The sequence below is a fragment of the Phyllobacterium sp. 22229 genome, assembly GCF_052056495.1.
GTDB lineage: Bacteria > Pseudomonadota > Alphaproteobacteria > Rhizobiales > Rhizobiaceae > Phyllobacterium > Phyllobacterium myrsinacearum.
Genome location: NZ_JBQEPA010000012.1, coordinates 135,072 through 151,449, shown reverse-complemented (window position 1 = coordinate 151,449; position 16,378 = coordinate 135,072). Strand labels below are relative to the sequence as shown.

Below are 16,378 nucleotides of genomic sequence, written 5' to 3'. Positions count from 1 at the left end.
TTTATGGGCGATAAAAGAAGCCGATTTATTAATCGAACCGGAATGGAATATGGCAATCTGACGGTTCTTGAAGAAGGACCCAGGGTGGCTTCTGGCGCTTCTTGGTTATGTAGATGCAGTTGTGGCAATACATTGTACGTTTCTGCATCCAATCTTGTTAAGGGGCAGAAACGCTGCTCCGATTGTGGTTTGTCACATGCCAGAATTGATCTGAATGGTCGAGTGTTTGGCAGGCTCACAATACTCAAATTTAGCCATACTAATCTGACGCATCCATACTGGTTGTGCAGATGTACATGTGGCAATGAAACGACCGTGTTGTCCTCTTCATTGATCAAAGGAAACACGCAATCTTGCGGTTGTCTTGGATTAGAAAGAAGGACTGCTGGCAAGCGAACGCATGGCATGACAAAGCATCCTCTTTACGATGCCTGGATCAACATGAAGCAGCGGTGTCAGAACTCAAACCATAAGCATTATAATCGTTATGGCGGTCGTGGCATCAAGGTTTGCGAGCGGTGGGAAACATTTGACCTATTCTCGGAAGACCTACTTCCATTGTGGAAGAAGGGCCTCACGCTGGAGCGCATTGAAGTGAATGGCGATTATTCGCCAGAGAATTGCGAATGGGTCACACCCACCATGCAGTCGCGCAATAAAGAGCGAACAATCAAAGTTGATATCCGGGGCCGAACAATGACGTTGCCAGAGGTATCAGCGCGATACGGTATCAACCAGCATACACTCTGGTATAGATGGAAAGCAGGTAAACAAGGTGATGACCTTGTAAAGCCAACGAAGAAGACTATGGGGCGCAATTAGCGCCCTTTTCTATTTCCGATCAATCACATCAAGGAAATGACTCATGTATGAGTTCATCGAATACCCGAAGGCTATCTACCATCCTGAAACAAACGAATGCGTTGTCGTCAATGATCGTGAGGCCGAGGATGCACAGTTTGAAGCGTGGGGCACTGTCGAGGCTCCAAAGCTGTCTGTCGGCCGTGGCCGCAAGGCATCGCAGGACACGGAAGAACCCGAATTCGAAGGTCCTCAGCCCTCGGTCGATCTCTAAGATTTTTAGCATTCATCAAGGGGTTTGATCATGACCACGGCGCGCGATCTGATTACGGCTACGTTGAAGGATTGCGGCGCTGTCGGTGTCGGCCAGACACCTTCTGCTGAAGATGCCAATGACGCGCTGATCCGCCTGAATGCCATGCTGGCGCAATGGTCGCGTCGTCGCTGGCTGGTCTATCATCTGATTGACGTTGTGTTTCCGGCCAATGGATCGCTTTCCTACACAATCGGAACCGGCGGAACAATCAATACACCGCGTCCCGATCAGATCGAAGCGGCATTCTTCCGACAGGTGGTTGGCGTACCAGGTAATCAGGTGGACTATCCACTGACCATCCTGAATTCGCGTGAGGACTACAATCTCATTGCCCTGAAGGCTCTAGCCTCGTTCCCGGAATGCCTGTTCTACGATTCAGGCTATCCGCTTGGGAACGTCTATATCTGGCCGGTTCCGTCAAGCCTCTATGAGGTGCATCTGTCCATCAAGGCACAGCTTCAGAGCTTTCCGACGCTGGACACGGTGCTGAACCTCCCGCCTGAGTATGAAGAGGCCCTACGGGTCAATCTCGCGATCCGGCTGCGGATTTCCTATCAGCTTCCTCCCGATCCGGCCTTGAACGCTCTGGCCAAGGTAGCCCTCAACACCATCAAGAATTCCAATACCCAGATACCGACCTTGCGCATGCCTTCCGATCTCGTTCGGGGAGGTGGATATAACATCTTCTCTGACCAAGGAAATTGACCATGCGAATTCCCTTGGCTGGTGGCGCCTATCAGGCAAAGAGCATTATCGCCGATGCGCAGCGGTGTCTGAACCTCTACCCAGAGAAAAACCCGGAAGATGCAGCGGTGCCATTCACCTATTATCCGCGTCCCGGACTTCGCCAATTGGCAGATACTGGCGGTAATTCTGCCATGCGCATACTCTATCGCGCGACAAACGGTAATCTCTATGCCGTGGTGGCCAATGCGGTTTATGCGATCTCATCGACTTGGAACGTAACGTTTATCGGTGCGCTTTCCGTTGTGCTCACCACTCCCGTGTCCATGGCGGATAACGGGGTTGATATCGTTCTCGTTGATGGAACGCTCTACGGTTACACGATCAATCTGGCGACCAATTCATTCGGCCAGATCGTATCTGCGGGCTTCTATGGCGCCGACTATGTTCAGTATGTCGATACATATTTCGTGCTTAACAAGCCGAACAGTCCGGCGATGTACATCTCACGGTCCAATTCCACATCGTTCGATGCTCTGGATTACGCTTCCAAGACAGGAAGCGCGGACAACATCGTTGCCGTTCAAGTGGTTCAGCGTCAAGTATGGCTGATTGGCCAACTGGCCACCGAAGTCTGGTACAATACCGGTGCGGCTGACTTTCCCTTCGCTCCCATTGCTGGCGTCTATATCGAGCATGGTTGCTGCGCCAAGTACTCGGTCGCAAAGCAGGATTTGTCAGTTTATTGGCTGTCGCAGGATCAACAGGGCGATCTTATGGTTCTTCAGGGCACATCGGGGAGGGCCTCGCGTATCTCTACTCACCCGATTGAGAAAGCCTTCCAGTCCTATTCGGTGTTCAATGATGCGATTGGATTTACCTATCAGTTCGAAGGACACACGTTCTATCAACTGACATTCCCTACAGCACAGCGCACATGGGTATACGACGTCGCCAGCGGCTTTTGGCACGAAGAAAGCTATACGGATGCCAATGGCGTTCAACAGCGCCACAGGGCCAACTGTGCGGCTTTTGCCTACGGTACGAATATCGTCGGTGATTGGGAAACAGGAACGTTTCACGCGCTCGATACGATGATCTATCAGGATAATGGCAAGCCTATCATCTTCACTCGGTCATTCCCGCATATCCAGAATGATGGCAAGCGGATGTTTCACCGTCAGTTCGTTGCGGATATGGAAGTCGGGAGCGCACCCGGTACGACATCTACCGCTGATCCGGTTGTCTCGCTTCGGTGGAGTGATACACGCGGCGCATCATGGGGAAACCCGATTCAACAGTCGCTTGGTTCAGCCGGTGAATATCTCACCTCGATGCAGTTCCAAAGGCTCGGATTGGCTCGTGACAGGGTTTACGAGCTTTCATGGTCCGCACCCTATAAAACAGCCCTGAACGGTGCGTGGGTCGATCTGTCGAGTTCTGCCACATGAGCACTAATACAGCGTTTCCCGCATCTACAATGCAGGTTGTGGATGAAAACGGCTATCTGACAATGCCGTGGCTGCAGTTCTTCATCGCGCTCTACAACCGGACTGGCGGAACAATACCGGTGCCCCCAACTCCGGGCGATACTCAGAACGTATTTCTATCCACAGGTGGGGATGATGGAGCGGCGAGTTCCAGAACACTTGACCGCGCATTGCTTGGCATTCTCGCGCAGCCGGTAGATCAATCCGCATCAGTTCGACGTGACGGGCGGCTTCAATCGATGGTCCAGCCGCAGGATGCAAACAATCCAAATGATGCGGTGAGGCGGGCAACCATTCTATCTCAGATGCTGCCGCATAATCTGCCATTCGGGGATAGCGCGCGTTCCTACAAGATACTGCCGATTTCACCCGGCGCAGGTCCGAATTTCTACTATCGCGCCCCATCAAACGGCATGGTGATCATCTCCGGCGGAACGGTCGGCGGTGTGTTTTACACGCGAGACAACGGTCTCAATATCTACGCTGTCGGCATTACCTCCGGGATTGTCCCCCTGCGAAAAGCTGATCAGGTGGGTGTCAGTTTCAGCGCCGCACCGACAATGAATTTCGTCCCAATGTGAGGATATAATGTCAACTGTTCTACCCATCATGGGCTGGGGACCGGTCCAGCTTGGCGTGTCCGCGAGCACCCTGTTCACGGCCCCTACTGGTTCATCCAGTGCGCGCTATGTGATCAATCGTGCCGTGTTCACTAATGTGACCGCAACGGCATGCACGATCACGGTCTATGTGGTTCGCTCCGGCGGAGCGGCCAATGCCGGTACAACGGTCATCTCGGCCTATAACGTGCAACCCGGCGAGGCCTACGTTGCCCCGGAACTGGCTTCGCTCGTCCTCTCGGCTGGCGATACCATTCAGGCACTCGCCCAGACCGCAACCACGATTACCACTGTTGGAAGTGGATTGTCGGTATGAGGTATTTCCAACAGCTTGCCGCAGGGATCAACGTCACCCCGTTGATGAACGCTTTGCAGCGCCAACCAGAACTTTGGGATGCCAATCCAATTCGGACGAAACATCCAGGTACGGCTCATGCGCAGGTCAGCGATATCCTGCTTAGATTTAATGACATTGAGGAATATCTGCGCACCGGTGATCCGACAACAATCACGGATGACCGCGAGGCCATTCCGTATCCGGCATGGGAAAAGCTTCCCCAGTTGCGCCCGATCATCTTCGATCTGATGCGTACCGTCGAGGCAACACGCCTTGGCCGGGTTATTATTACGCGGCTTCCTCCGGGGAAAGAGATTACCCCGCATGTCGATGGGGGCGCTCCTGCCGAGTATTTCGAACGTTACCAAGTGGCCTTGCAGTCGCTTCCTGGCGCGATGTTTCACATTGGCGATGAAAGCGTGAACTTCCGCACCGGTGATGTGTGGCACATAGACAATAGCGTAACGCACTCGGTCGTGAACAACTCAGCCGACGACCGCATTGTGGTAATTTGTGATCTTAGGTGCGTGTGATGATTTCCGCCCAAGTCGAAGAACTCACAGCCGAAACCCTTGAGGAAGCCAAGCCACTTCTGCCGGCGCATTACGATGAACTGGCAGAGCACAAGCTGGCAGGTATCCCGCTCAATCCTCAGTATGGACTTTATCTTGCCCGTGCAGCTGCAGGGCAGGTGCTCTACATCACCTTGCGCGATCAGGGAAAGCTTGTCGGCTATCTCGTTTCCTTCGTCGCACCGGGCATGCACTATCAGGACTGCCTGACCGCAACCGGCGATATCTTCTTCGTCTATCCAGACCATCGCGGGCTTGAGGGCGGCAAACTCCTGTTCACCACTTGGATCAAGGAATGCAAGCGCCGCGGTATCCGCTTGGCGCAGGTCGGCATGAAAACACGGCATGCAAAGTATGTGCGCCCGCTGCTCGAAGCCATCGGGTTTGTCGAGACGGAAGTCATTTTCTGGCAGTTTTTGGAGGAAGGTCGATGAAGTTTCATTTCTTTGACGATGGTCCAGATCCGATGCTTGCCATGGAATGTCAAATTGCAACCGCGATCATCGGTAGCGCTGTCGTTGGCGCTGGTGCCTCTGTAGCGGGCTCTATGGCCCAATCAAGCGCTACCAGTAAGGCATCAAAGGCTCAGCAGGACGCACAAAAGTATGCGGCTGACATCCAGAAGGACATGTACGACACAACACGTGGCGATCTTCTTCCATATAATACAGCAGGTCAGAACGCGACAAACATGCTCACGAACCGTCTGCCAGAACTGACTGCGCCTATCAGAATGGACCAGTCTACCCTTGAGCAGACACCCGGATATCAGTTTAATCTGAGCCAAGGCCTGAAATCAGTCCAGAATAGTGCAGCAGCGCGTGGTCTTGGCACGTCTGGTGCGGCACTTAAGGGTGCGGCGTCCTATGCAACTGGCCTCGCGGATTCAACCTATCAGAACCAGTTCAATAACGCAGTCACCAACCAGACGAATGCCTACAATCGTTTGATGGGTGTTTCAACGCTTGGTGAGAATGCTGCCGCACAGACAGGCGCTTATGGCACACAGACCGCAAGCAATATTGGCAATGGTGCGATTACGACTGCTGGCAATATCGGCGGGAACATACGCGCTGGCGGCACAGCGATAGCTGCCGGTATGACGGGTGCGGCCAATTCGCTTACCAATGGTGTCAATGGCCTCGTGACCTATAATGGCATCTACCCCAATCAAAACAATCTACTTGGCGGCATCTAGTGCTTAGTACTCTCGCTATTAAGGGATTTTAGCAATGGGCGACCCCAATATCGATACATCGTTCTATCCTCAGGCGAACTCGAATTCTCTCATCCAGACGCTTGGACAGGTTCAGGGGATCAGAAACGCCCAGCAGCAGAACGAGCTTTTGCAGACTGAAAATCAGCGGGCCAAAGTTGGGCTGACCAATGATCAGGTAAATCTTGCGCATCAGCAGTATGGAAAGCTGTCACAGTTCCTTGGCTCATTGGCACAAGACCCGCGTATTGCCTCACCGCAGGGGCACGACATCCTCGTAGGCGCAACGCAGCAGGCCATTCAGCAGGGTTGGATTACGCCTGACATCGCCAAAATCGAAATCGCGAACATGCCATCCGATCCGGCACAGCTTCCGCAGTACCTCCAGAACCTCAACGTTCGGGTACAGGATGGTCAGAGCCAGTTTGCGAAGATTTACGGAGAGCCCGGAACGATTAATACAGGGAACAGAATCATTCCAGTTAAGAGTAGCCCTATTATGGGTGTGCAAAGAATTGGTGCTGATATCCCACTTGAAACCTCTCCGGGACAGCGCGCAGGTATTGTTCTTGGGACGGATCAATACGGCAGAACTACTGCGCAAACGCAGGGGCAGGTTATGGAGAGGGCGGGTGTTAATCCGCTCCTAGCCGTTCCGCAGACAGCGCCAAACAGTCCAGCCAATCAGCTTATGCCCTCACAGCCACAGAACGGCATTCCAACGCGGGTCCAACCCGAGCAAGCATCAAACGGCGCTGCCATCATGAGCCCTCCTGCGGGGCAAATTGAGGCTCAGCAGGTTATGGCCAAAACAAACGCGGAGAAGTATTCCGCCGATCAGCAGCGCGAAGCAAATTTCCAGTCGGAAGTGCTGCCGCTCACGAAATCGATCACCGCTCTTCAAAAACTCGGAACAACAGGAACAGGCCCCGGAACAGAGCAGTTGAACGAGATGAAGTCGTTTGCTCAGTCCATGGGACTTGGCGCCATTGCTGGTATCGACCCCGACAAGATCAGCAATTTCGACGAGGCGCGTAAATACCTCACATCATATGCGAGTTCAGTCGGTGGCAATGGCACGAATGACAAACTGGCGGCTGCTTTCGCAGGTAATCCCAGCGTGAACATTTCAAATGCCGCTGCTGTTGATGTGGCGAAGACAGCATTGGCCACGCGTAAAATGCAGAACGCACAGAACCGAGCATTTACTGCATCGGGCCAACCAGCAGCCAACTACGGCAAGTGGACGAGTGAATTCAATGCTCAGCAAGACCCTGTTGCATATGGGATTGATCTAATGGAACCAGCAGCCCGCACTAAATACTTCCAGAGCCTTTCTGCGCCGGACAAGGCCAAATTCATCAATTCTGTGACCACGGCGACCAAACTTGGACTTGTCACTCCTCCTTCTGCACCTCAAAACGGCGGTTGATTAAATGAAGCTCTCGTTGCCTCCGCAGGCTATTGCCCTGCTGAATACGATCTCCGGTCCCGAGAGCGGCGGCGCATACAATGTGATCTATGGCGGCCAGACTGTTAACGATCTGTCGGATCATCCTCGCGTTGATGTGCCGATCACAAGCGGGCCCAATGAGGGTAAAACCTCAAGTGCGGCTGGGAAATATCAATTCCTGAAAGGCACGTGGGACGAGTATAAGCAGAAGCTTGGCTTGCCGGACTTTTCCCCGGACTCGCAGGATCGGGCCGCATGGCAACTTGCTCAGGATGCCTATAAGGACGCTACCGGCGGTGATCTGACTAAGGCGCTATCCTCCAATGATCCTATTCAAATTGCCAAGGTGGGGAAGGCGCTTGCTCCTATCTGGACAAGCCTGCCGGGTGGTATCGAGCAAGGAACCAATTCCGACAAGTTCGTGAATGCCTATGCATCACATCTGAATGGAAATGGTGCCGCCGATGCGGCGAACGCCATGGCTAACGGCACATTGCCCGAAGCACGTAAGGTTCAGACGGTTGGTTATGTTCCGCCTCCGTTCAGTTCAGAACAGGGTCAGTTTACCCCACTGCTTGGCGGTGGCGAGCAACAGCAGCCAACCGCAACACAACAGCCCGTAGCTGCTCCTGCCGCTCCAGAAGCTCCTAGTGAGCTTGTACAGCCCAATGATGTAATGAAGGCTTGGGGGCTTGATGGCCCGACCGCTGCCCCAACTCAGGCAGATCAGCAAGCACCGGCTCCGCAAGCCGATCCAAACGATGCCATTATCAAGGCTTGGGGATTGGACAAGACCGATGCCGCTCCGGCTAAATCGTTCGTCAATGACGGTACGGTAGGCCCGACGATTGCCCGTGGTGGAACGTCGATCAATGCGGCTCAACCAGACCAAGCCCCATCAACTCTGACCGATGTTGTAAAATCTGGTGGTGCTGGCCTTGCGCGCGGCACGGCTGATCTTGTTGGCCTTCCGGGCACACTGAACAACCTTTTCAACTACGGCGCAGGCTGGTTGCTCAGGAAGGGGTATGAAGGGGTTACGGGTAGTTCTCCGGCGCCGGGCAGTTTCTTTGACGATTCTACAATTCCATCCAGCCCACTGAGTGGCGAGGCCATGCGTGGCTATCTCGGCAAAGCCTCCAGTGGCGCAACCGATTATGCCGCTAAAACAACACCCGGAAAATATGCCGGTAATGTTGGCGAGTTCCTCCCCAGTGCAGTTGCACTTGGCGGGGGAAATATGCTCGCAAATGGTATTAAATTTGGTGTTATTCCCGGTGTTGCGAGTGAAGCAGCTGGAGAGGCAACGCAAGGAACCAAATTTGAGCCGTGGGCTAGGGCAGGTGCGGCTTTGTTGTCTCCCGCCGCATTGCAAGGCGGTGTGGCGCTCGCAAAGAATGCCGGAAACGCCCTAATGACGGCTACCCCTTCGGGCGCAGCGGCCAACAACCTTACAAAGGCCTTGGCTGGGTCAGGTATGACACCGGAACAGATCTCGGCTGAAATGGCTCGCAATCCACGGCTGACTCCGATGGACCTTGATCCGAACCTCCAGCAGATGGCTATGAACCTCGCTAATCAGGGTGGTGCACCACGTGCAACCCTGAATTCCGTGGTTGAAAACCGTATGGCTGGCGCGAAAGATGCGGTGCAAGGAGCATTTAACGACGCATTGGGAACAACCCCTGACGTTCAGGCTTATCTGCAGAACCTCAAAACAACAGCGCAGACCAATGCGAAAGCCGGGTTCGGGGATGCTCTGAACAATGCAAAGCCCGTAAACGTCAGCCCTGTTATTGAAAGCATTGACAGCACGATTGCACCCGGTGTTCAGGCTTCATTGAGCCAAGGTAGCAATATCCCGGTTGGACCAGTCGAGCAGGCGCTTGCGAAAGTCAAGGCGCAATTGTCTAACGGCGATGAAATGCTGACTGATCCCCAGCGGCTGCATCAGATCCAGTCAGATTTGCGCGTACAGGCCGATACACTCAGCAAGAGCGCTTCTGGTCAGGATAAGCTTGTTGCAAGTGCTCTTCGGGATGTCAGGGATAAACTTGTCGGCCAGATTGATGAGGCCGCAGGCGGGAAATACCGTCCCGCTCAAAAGCAATATGCCGATGATATGAGCATTCAGGATGCCTTCGATAAGGGGCGTCAGGTGCTTAGCAATGGAACCTCAAGTGATGCGGCCCTGCAGAACCGACCGGAATACTGGCGGTCTTGGATGGCCGATGCCGCCCCCGCGGAAGTCGATGCCGCTAAAGTTGGTGCGCGTGTCGCCATTGACAACCAAATCAATGCGGTGCGTTCGGCGGCTGCCAAGGGTGCGGCAGTTCCAGATGTTGGCTTTAACCGGGATCGCCTCGAAATCCTTCTCGGTAAATCAGAAGCCGATAAGCTGGCACAATCCCTTGCGGACGAACAGCGCATTGCACAGACCAATGCAAAGTTGTTTGCTGGGTCACAGACTGCCCCCAGACAAGCAGTTAACAACCTAACGGCAGTGACGCAGGTCTCGCCCGGAATTCGTCTCACAACACCTATAGCTGGATTTGGTGGCTTTCAGGTGGGAGGATTGCCCGGCGCTGCTGCCGGTGTTGGGTTGTCTCTTGCGGGAAAGGGCATCCAGAAGGGCGCGCAAATGCGGGACTTGGTGCGTAACCGATTGATGGCCGATGCTATTTCTGGAGATGCTCAGCAGTTCCAGAATGCTGTCACACCGGCGAATAGGTTTTTCACCCCTTCGACGGGCAATCTACTGACTGGGCAGTCTGCGGTACCAACTGCGTTGATTGGTGGGGCTGGTTCCAACCAGCGGCCCTCAAAACAGCAATAGCAATACCGCTGAAATAAAGAGCCAATAAAGCGGTCCCAAAGCCTAAAGCAAGCGGCTCGGCATGCCACTCAAAATGGATGTTTGCCGCTTGCGCCAACAACACCACTGCGATCTGGAATAAGCGCCACCGCTTACTTGTGACAGCATGGCTGTTTTTCAAGCGGTTATAGATTGGCAGGGAAGCGCGCTCATTGCGATCATGCTCAATGATCATGTCTTTCCTCAATAACGAGTTGTGTTGTCCCGATGCGTGATGCTCCGGGAAGGCACGTAAAATATCACGTTTCCGGCGCGTTCATAGTCTGAACCGGACACGATACCAACAAACACACCGAGAATTGGCCCCTTAACTGGGGCATTTTTCGTTTAAATCCCCTCGATCAACAACAGAACTCGCGATTTCAACCTGTCGGGCATAGCCCCACGGGGTGGTTTTGCACATCCACGGATAGGACCACATGGCCGCCCTTCTTCCTAACGCGAAACAGTTTTTCGTTGATGCAAATGGCGCTCCGCTTGCCGGGGGGGCTGTGAATTTTTATGTGCCAGGTACGACAACCCCGAAAGATACTTGGCAGGATGCAGCCGGTACAATCCTGAACACCAACCCCGTCATTCTGGATAGCAGCGGGCGGGCAGTCATTTACGGGTCGGGCTCCTATCGTCAGATCGTCAAGGATTCCCTCGGCAATACGATATGGGATCAGAACACCGCATCATCGATTGATTCCGCATCGGGTGGTACTGCCGGTCTAGCAGTTCTGGGGATGAACACCATTGCGCAGATCCAGTCCTATCTGACGACTGTATCCTACAGCCCGCAATCGCTCACCGACGCGCAGAAGGCACAGGCCGCGCTCAATCTGTCCGTCGTCAAATACGTGATCAGCCGGACAGTATTGAAGACACTTATCCCCGAAGTGGGAATGCTCGCCTATCTCGCGGAAGGCGGACGTTACGGGTTCTTCGCATGGCTGTCTGGCGATTTTTCAGCAAAGATCACCGGCGACCCGCTGGAGGGTCTGTATGTTAAGGCCAATTCCGTCGTCTCAACATCGGGCGCTTGGGTTCGTGTTGTCGGGGATTTTGTTACGCCGATGATGTGGGGCGCTGCAGGTGACGGCGTAACGGATGACGCTGCTGCTGGTGTTGCCGCCATGGCTACGGATTTCCCGCTCTATATCGACCGGAGTTACGCGACAAGTCAGGCATGGAATTACGCTGGCGGCAAGGTGAAAAAGGTCTACGGCAACGGCGATGGGACCAGTATCATTATTATGACGGCTATTGCCGGTCACTGTCTTTCCAAGACGAATGGTGTTCTCTTTGTCGAAGGTATTGGCATTACCACAACCGTCGATAAGTCTGGCGGTACTGCGGCTATTTATCTATCCGGTCCCCTTGCAGGGCGTGACATGGTTGATAACTGTCGCCTCTATGGTGCAAGTGCAACGGTGCGTCTCAGTATCGGCGTGTGGTGCGCCAGTGACGTAATCCCGACCATCCGTTCCAATTACATCCTGTCCTGTGCTTCATATGGCATTCTGCTCCAGAACTCTAATGCCGGTGCTGGTGGTGAGGCCGTTATTATGGGGAACACCATCAACACCGTTGTCGCGTCTCCCAATGGGGCAAGCGCACTGACATTCACGTCGGGTCTTGGTGTCGTTCGCGTCATCGGAAATACATTCCAGTCATACGACATCGGTGTTGATATTCAACCGGATAGTACCGTTGCCAATTCCTCGGCCCTCATCAGTGCCAATAGCTTTGAAAACAACTCACAGGCGAGCATTCTTGTTGACAGGATGGCAAGTGGTGGCTTCGTCAATACGCTGAATGTGACTGGGAATAACTTCCAGAACCCCACGGGTAAGCATGTGCTTGTCCGTGACAACACCGGCACGAACGTCTCTTTCTGCCGCTACATTAACATCACCGGCAACGCCCATTCATTCACTGCTACCGGGCCGATCCAGTTCACAGGCGGCTATATGGCCACCATTGATGGAAACATCTTTGAAGCAATGGCTACCGGACTAAATGCAATTGTGTTTAGCGCGACCGCGCCCGGAGTAGGAGTAATAGGCGCCAATGTTTTTGCAGGCATGACGTCGCCTTATGCACTCAATGGCAACCCCAATATCACGAAGGTAAATCTGGTTGCGGCTTAACCGGGATTGATTGAGATAATCTCAAGTTCTGTATAGGGAACATCCCGCGCCAACCAAACTTCATTGTGATCGGGAGGACCCTCGATGGTGACTGCGACGGTGTTGTCACCCTCGACATACGGCTTTCTGATCTGGCGCATCGCCCCGCCTTTCATATAGCCAATATACAGTACCCCATTTCCTGCAGCCTTTAACGTAATTGCGATAGGAATTGTGGAGGAAGATGAACTCACTGCGAATGGAGTGTGTGCCTTTAGGGTTCGGTCTCCATTGAATGTTATTGAAGTGTTTATGGGTTTGAGCGCATAAACAGTTGGCTGCACGATAAGCATTGCAGCGGCCACAGTTGCCCCCCATACCAGTACACGCGGCACCTTATTTCCTACCGGGATTAGAACTGCGAGCAATGCGCGCTGGATGGGGCGCTCAAGCCAATGATACGAGATAAAGCCCAATAGAATGATCGAGGCGACTGATAGTGGCAACAAGGTCCAAATGGGCAGATAATTGCGCAAACCAGAATAAGTGAGGAACACAAAGATTCCAGCAAACAACGGTTGGTGCCAGAGATAGATGCTATATGAGGCATCGCCCATCCTTTGCCATGCCTTGGCAAATGTCCATCCGGTGTTCACTTCCAGTGCTGTTACGCCATAAATGATCAAGGCAGATGCCGGACCGAATGCGAGCAACCTAAAGCCATTGTGCCAGGCCCATATATTCCTATTGAGTTCCGCACCTACTATGAAAGCCAAAACACCGATAGACAGGGCAGCAATCGCCCAGCGCGTAAAGCCTTTTTGGACAATGTAGGCAACAAAGGCCCCCAGCAGAAATTCCCCAAGTAGGGGGCTAGTAGGCACCAGCCAAATCAATTCCGGTTTGTACATCATCCCCAAGATGACAGCACAGGCCGACAGAATTCCCCAAATGGCAACTCCGGCAAATACCCGCTTCGGGGCAATCAGAAGAATTGCTGTAAGGATCACATAAAAATATATCTCGTAAGCCAAACTCCATGCGGCCAGCAAAAGATAGTTATTCGTGTCCAGCAAGAGATAAAGCCGCCAAAGAGACATGTGCGGTACATTTTCTGCGCCAAAGATCATGATTGTTGGATAAGCGAACAGAAAAACCGTCAAGGCGATCCAGTAAATTGGATAGATTCTAACAAAGCGTTTGATGGCGAAATCTTTTGCTACCTGAACGTTTCTTCCGGTTGAATTGGCTCCCACATGGGCCGCAACGCTCGTCACTATAAATCCTGAGATAACAAAAAAGATATCAACACCTGCAGGTGCGATAGACCAAAAATACTGGACAATTGGAGCCGCGCCCATCCTGTCTGGCACTGAAAGTGCATGAATGATCGCAACCAGAAGCGCCGCGATACCACGCATGGCCTGAATATTACTGAAATGACGCATTTGCAAAGCCCGACGGTTAAATTCCCCCATCGCGGATGTGCATCTTTTCAAAGAAACAATCAACGTCAATTCTCGATGAGAAGTGCAAATGCAGCGATGGTTCACTGATTTATTGGTGCGCGCGCTGCTACTTTATCTTGTCTTCCATCCCCGAAACAGGAAATCCCGATGAAACTGCTCCCCAATTGGAAGGCGGTTGCGCGCTACGCATGGTCGTATCGCCTCAACATCTTTGCAGCACTTCTTTCGGGGCTGGAGGTTTGGTTCACGTTCGTAGACCCCAGCAGTTTGCCTATTCCCAATGGTACTTTTGCAGCTTTGGCCGTGCTGGTGAACATCTTGGCAAGCGCTGCGCGACTTATCGCCCAGTCCAACCTGAAAGAACCCGAACCGCGCAAGGACGATGAAACATGGCTCGATTGAAAAAGGGAAGCGCCGTTGCCGGGATGCTTGTTGCTCTCGTTGGCGGCTTCGAGGGATTGCGCCAGAATGCCTATCCCGATCCTGCAACCGGCGGCGCTCCGTTCACTGTATGCTATGGCGAAACGTCTGGCGTAAAGCGTGGCGATCATCATTCCATCGCCGAATGCAAGGCCATGCTGGTCAAGAGCTTGGAGAAATATGCCAAGGGGATCGAGGCATGTGTAAAGGTTCCCCTGCCAGATCGGCGCTTCGTGGCGCTTACCAGCTTTGCCTATAACGTCGGTGTAGGGGCAGCCTGTGGATCATCTGTGGTCAAGCAGATCAATGCCGACAATGTTCAGGCCGGTTGTGATGCACTTCTCAAATGGAATAGGGCAGCCGGGATTGTCTTTCCGGGCCTAACCCGTCGTCGTCAAGCGGAGCGTGAGCTGTGCCTCGCGGATGGCCTATGAACGCGCTTTCACTCCTTACCGGTCCGTACATTAAGCTGATCCTGATTGGCGCTGTAATCGTCTCTATGGGGCTTCTGGGCGTGTTCATTTACAACAAGGGATATGCCAGCGCTGAGTTGAAATGGTCTGCCAAATACACCGAACGCGAAAACGAACTTCTCGCAAAGGCACTCGCTGAGCGGTTTCGGCAGGCACAGGCAAACATAGCGGCCAAAAAGGCGGAAGCAGCCCGCATCGCCGAAATGCAGACGGAAAATCAAAAGCTCGAAGACCTCATTAAGGAACTGTCAGATGAAGCGGACAAAGACCCTGCTGCTAACAATAAGTGTTTGTCTCCTGACAGCCAGCTGCGCATCAACAAAGTTCGCTGATGTAAAGCCCGCTGAACGGCCAATGATCCAGCCGCCAGACAGCGCACTTACCAGACTGTGCAAGTCTCCGGTCGAGCTTCCGTCAACGCCACTTGTTCAAAAGGAACTTGAGCGATTGTGGATCAGTGACCGTAGGGCGCTCATCACCTGCGCCAAACGCCATAAATCCCTCGCAGACTTCATCAAGCAGCGTGACGGTGCACTCTCATGACCTCTCGCAGGGTATCCCAAATGACAGAAGACGAACTGATTAAGGTCGTTCGTACTGCGGTCCGAGAAGAGTTCAGCGCCGCAGGAATGCGCGTTGACGAGCCAAAAGACCAAGATGCTGCTCGTCGGGATTTTATGTTTCTCCGTGCATTTCGACTTGGCATACATAGCCTCGCAGCAAAGATTGGCATGGCTGTAATCATTGCCTTTGGCAGTGGGATCATGTGGGTTCTCGTAGCCGGTATCAATGCTTGGAAAGCCAAGAGCTGACAATCTGTTTCCGCTCGTCTCCAGCGGCTACATGGGGACATTCAAAGGCATTCTCCCATGTCGTTTGTTCCCCGACTGAACGCGTTTCAGCGCGTATTCATGTGCATTTTTGCTGCCATAGCTGCGGTATCCATTGGTGTCGCAGCGAATTTTCCTCGTCATGCCCCCCCAAACCACATCCATCATCTGTCGTGAAAGTAATTCTCACCAATGGCCATGGCTCCGGTGTTTCCATCGGTGGCGGCTATGTGGTCACTGCCGGTCATGTTGCGGTTGACGGTGTTGCATCTCTGCGAAACAGCCTTGGCGAAGAACAGCCGGCAGAAGTCCTTTGGTACAACAAGGATTATGACGTCTCGATCCTCATGGCGTCCAAGCCTGAAATTCTCGGCAATTCGCATCTTTCCTGCCGAACACCGAATATTGGCGAAGAGGTTATCGCAACCGGATCCCCGCTCGATACGGAATTCACCTCATATTGGGGCCATGTGAACAGCGGGCTCATCAAAGCCGGTATGTGGAAAGAGGCCGTCACACTGGACATGACAATCGTACCAGGTATCAGTGGCGGCCCACTGTTCGACAAATACGGCAGCGTTGTTGGTATTGCCGTGGGCGTAGCAACATTTCCCTTCGGCCAGTCTCCCTCCCTTACTGGCATTGGTTTCGCGGTTCCTGCATCCACGATTTGCAAGCTTCTAGCTCGCTCCTAAATCCCCGAAATAA

General features: G+C 53.2%; 18 protein-coding genes. 17 read left to right on the top strand and 1 reads right to left on the bottom strand.

What is annotated here, in order from left to right; all coding sequences use genetic code 11:
• The first annotated feature begins 3 nt into the window (after positions 1 to 3).
• The 12 genes from ACTJJ7_RS16305 to ACTJJ7_RS16250 all read left to right on the top strand — a co-directional run bounded on the left by ACTJJ7_RS16305 (position 4) and on the right by ACTJJ7_RS16250 (position 12,499).
• Positions 4 to 822, top strand: coding sequence for a hypothetical protein (locus ACTJJ7_RS16305; protein WP_440968125.1), 819 nt, complete (start codon positions 4 to 6; stop codon positions 820 to 822).
• 43 nt (positions 823 to 865) lie between these two features.
• Positions 866 to 1,075 carry a hypothetical protein gene (locus tag ACTJJ7_RS16300; RefSeq protein WP_440968123.1) on the top strand — a complete coding sequence of 70 codons (210 nt, stop codon included), beginning with the start codon at positions 866 to 868 and terminating at the stop codon, positions 1,073 to 1,075.
• Positions 1,076 to 1,105: 30 nt separating this feature from the next.
• Positions 1,106 to 1,822, top strand: a complete 717-nt coding sequence (locus ACTJJ7_RS16295) for a hypothetical protein (protein ID WP_440968121.1) — start codon at positions 1,106 to 1,108, stop codon at positions 1,820 to 1,822.
• 2 nt (positions 1,823 to 1,824) lie between these two features.
• Positions 1,825 to 3,252 carry a hypothetical protein gene (locus ACTJJ7_RS16290; RefSeq protein WP_440968119.1) on the top strand — a complete coding sequence of 476 codons (1,428 nt, stop codon included), beginning with the start codon at positions 1,825 to 1,827 and terminating at the stop codon, positions 3,250 to 3,252.
• A 29-nt stretch (positions 3,253 to 3,281) separates the two neighbouring features.
• Positions 3,282 to 3,872 carry a hypothetical protein gene (locus ACTJJ7_RS16285; protein ID WP_440968117.1) on the top strand — a complete coding sequence of 197 codons (591 nt, stop codon included), beginning with the start codon at positions 3,282 to 3,284 and terminating at the stop codon, positions 3,870 to 3,872.
• 7 nt (positions 3,873 to 3,879) lie between these two features.
• Positions 3,880 to 4,227 carry a hypothetical protein gene (locus ACTJJ7_RS16280; RefSeq protein WP_440968116.1) on the top strand — a complete coding sequence of 116 codons (348 nt, stop codon included), beginning with the start codon at positions 3,880 to 3,882 and terminating at the stop codon, positions 4,225 to 4,227.
• A complete protein-coding gene (locus tag ACTJJ7_RS16275; protein ID WP_440968115.1) occupies positions 4,224 to 4,781 on the top strand; it encodes an aspartyl/asparaginyl beta-hydroxylase domain-containing protein in 558 nt (185 codons plus the stop codon). The genes ACTJJ7_RS16280 and ACTJJ7_RS16275 overlap by 4 nt, the downstream gene beginning before the upstream one ends.
• Positions 4,781 to 5,254 (top strand): GNAT family N-acetyltransferase, encoded by a 474-nt coding sequence (locus ACTJJ7_RS16270; RefSeq protein WP_440968113.1) that lies wholly within the window; start codon positions 4,781 to 4,783, stop codon positions 5,252 to 5,254. The genes ACTJJ7_RS16275 and ACTJJ7_RS16270 overlap by 1 nt, the downstream gene beginning before the upstream one ends.
• Positions 5,251 to 6,018, top strand: coding sequence for a hypothetical protein (locus ACTJJ7_RS16265; protein ID WP_440968111.1), 768 nt, complete (start codon positions 5,251 to 5,253; stop codon positions 6,016 to 6,018). Before ACTJJ7_RS16270 ends, ACTJJ7_RS16265 begins: the two co-directional genes overlap by 4 nt.
• A gap of 34 nt (positions 6,019 to 6,052) precedes the next feature.
• Positions 6,053 to 7,468, top strand: a complete 1,416-nt coding sequence (locus ACTJJ7_RS16260; RefSeq protein ID WP_440968109.1) for a hypothetical protein — start codon at positions 6,053 to 6,055, stop codon at positions 7,466 to 7,468.
• 4 nt (positions 7,469 to 7,472) lie between these two features.
• A complete protein-coding gene (locus ACTJJ7_RS16255; RefSeq protein ID WP_440968107.1) occupies positions 7,473 to 10,325 on the top strand; it encodes a hypothetical protein in 2,853 nt (950 codons plus the stop codon).
• Positions 10,326 to 10,783: 458 nt separating this feature from the next.
• Entirely contained in the window at positions 10,784 to 12,499 is a 1,716-nt protein-coding gene (locus tag ACTJJ7_RS16250; RefSeq protein WP_440968106.1) for a hypothetical protein, read from the top strand.
• Here ACTJJ7_RS16250 and ACTJJ7_RS16245 read toward each other — a convergent pair.
• Positions 12,496 to 13,926, bottom strand: coding sequence for an acyltransferase family protein (locus ACTJJ7_RS16245; protein ID WP_440968104.1), 1,431 nt, complete (start codon positions 13,924 to 13,926; stop codon positions 12,496 to 12,498). The genes ACTJJ7_RS16250 and ACTJJ7_RS16245 overlap by 4 nt on opposite strands.
• Before the next feature lie 168 nt (positions 13,927 to 14,094).
• Here ACTJJ7_RS16245 and ACTJJ7_RS16240 point away from each other — a divergent pair, with 168 nt between their 5' ends.
• From ACTJJ7_RS16240 to ACTJJ7_RS16220, 5 genes are all read left to right on the top strand, one after another.
• Positions 14,095 to 14,349, top strand: coding sequence for a hypothetical protein (locus ACTJJ7_RS16240; protein ID WP_440968102.1), 255 nt, complete (start codon positions 14,095 to 14,097; stop codon positions 14,347 to 14,349).
• On the top strand, positions 14,337 to 14,801 hold the full coding sequence (locus ACTJJ7_RS16235) for a lysozyme (RefSeq protein WP_440968100.1): 465 nt from the start codon (positions 14,337 to 14,339) through the stop codon (positions 14,799 to 14,801). The genes ACTJJ7_RS16240 and ACTJJ7_RS16235 overlap by 13 nt, the downstream gene beginning before the upstream one ends.
• The gene (locus ACTJJ7_RS16230; protein WP_440968099.1) at positions 14,798 to 15,172 is read left to right on the top strand and encodes a hypothetical protein; all 375 of its coding nucleotides are present in this window, start codon (positions 14,798 to 14,800) and stop codon (positions 15,170 to 15,172) included. Before ACTJJ7_RS16235 ends, ACTJJ7_RS16230 begins: the two co-directional genes overlap by 4 nt.
• Positions 15,173 to 15,403: 231 nt before the next feature.
• Positions 15,404 to 15,652 (top strand): hypothetical protein, encoded by a 249-nt coding sequence (locus tag ACTJJ7_RS16225; RefSeq protein WP_440968097.1) that lies wholly within the window; start codon positions 15,404 to 15,406, stop codon positions 15,650 to 15,652.
• Between the two features lie 191 nt (positions 15,653 to 15,843).
• Positions 15,844 to 16,365, top strand: a complete 522-nt coding sequence (locus ACTJJ7_RS16220) for a trypsin-like peptidase domain-containing protein (protein ID WP_440968096.1) — start codon at positions 15,844 to 15,846, stop codon at positions 16,363 to 16,365.
• Positions 16,366 to 16,378 lie beyond the last annotated feature (13 nt).

Bases quoted from the DNA above. Each gene is read 5' to 3' on its own strand.
- ACTJJ7_RS16305 (WP_440968125.1), top strand. From the start codon at position 4: ATGGGCGATAAAAGAAGCCGATTTATTAATCGAACCGGAATGGAATAT.
- ACTJJ7_RS16300 (WP_440968123.1), top strand. From the start codon at position 866: ATGTATGAGTTCATCGAATACCCGAAGGCTATCTACCATCCTGAAACA.
- ACTJJ7_RS16295 (WP_440968121.1), top strand. From the start codon at position 1,106: ATGACCACGGCGCGCGATCTGATTACGGCTACGTTGAAGGATTGCGGC.
- ACTJJ7_RS16290 (WP_440968119.1), top strand. From the start codon at position 1,825: ATGCGAATTCCCTTGGCTGGTGGCGCCTATCAGGCAAAGAGCATTATC.
- ACTJJ7_RS16285 (WP_440968117.1), top strand. From the start codon at position 3,282: ATGCAGGTTGTGGATGAAAACGGCTATCTGACAATGCCGTGGCTGCAG.
- ACTJJ7_RS16280 (WP_440968116.1), top strand. From the start codon at position 3,880: ATGTCAACTGTTCTACCCATCATGGGCTGGGGACCGGTCCAGCTTGGC.
- ACTJJ7_RS16275 (WP_440968115.1), top strand. From the start codon at position 4,224: ATGAGGTATTTCCAACAGCTTGCCGCAGGGATCAACGTCACCCCGTTG.
- ACTJJ7_RS16270 (WP_440968113.1), top strand. From the start codon at position 4,781: ATGATTTCCGCCCAAGTCGAAGAACTCACAGCCGAAACCCTTGAGGAA.
- ACTJJ7_RS16265 (WP_440968111.1), top strand. From the start codon at position 5,251: ATGAAGTTTCATTTCTTTGACGATGGTCCAGATCCGATGCTTGCCATG.
- ACTJJ7_RS16260 (WP_440968109.1), top strand. From the start codon at position 6,053: ATGGGCGACCCCAATATCGATACATCGTTCTATCCTCAGGCGAACTCG.
- ACTJJ7_RS16255 (WP_440968107.1), top strand. From the start codon at position 7,473: ATGAAGCTCTCGTTGCCTCCGCAGGCTATTGCCCTGCTGAATACGATC.
- ACTJJ7_RS16250 (WP_440968106.1), top strand. From the start codon at position 10,784: ATGGCCGCCCTTCTTCCTAACGCGAAACAGTTTTTCGTTGATGCAAAT.
- ACTJJ7_RS16245 (WP_440968104.1), bottom strand. From the start codon at position 13,926: ATGCGTCATTTCAGTAATATTCAGGCCATGCGTGGTATCGCGGCGCTT.
- ACTJJ7_RS16240 (WP_440968102.1), top strand. From the start codon at position 14,095: ATGAAACTGCTCCCCAATTGGAAGGCGGTTGCGCGCTACGCATGGTCG.
- ACTJJ7_RS16235 (WP_440968100.1), top strand. From the start codon at position 14,337: ATGGCTCGATTGAAAAAGGGAAGCGCCGTTGCCGGGATGCTTGTTGCT.
- ACTJJ7_RS16230 (WP_440968099.1), top strand. From the start codon at position 14,798: ATGAACGCGCTTTCACTCCTTACCGGTCCGTACATTAAGCTGATCCTG.
- ACTJJ7_RS16225 (WP_440968097.1), top strand. From the start codon at position 15,404: ATGACAGAAGACGAACTGATTAAGGTCGTTCGTACTGCGGTCCGAGAA.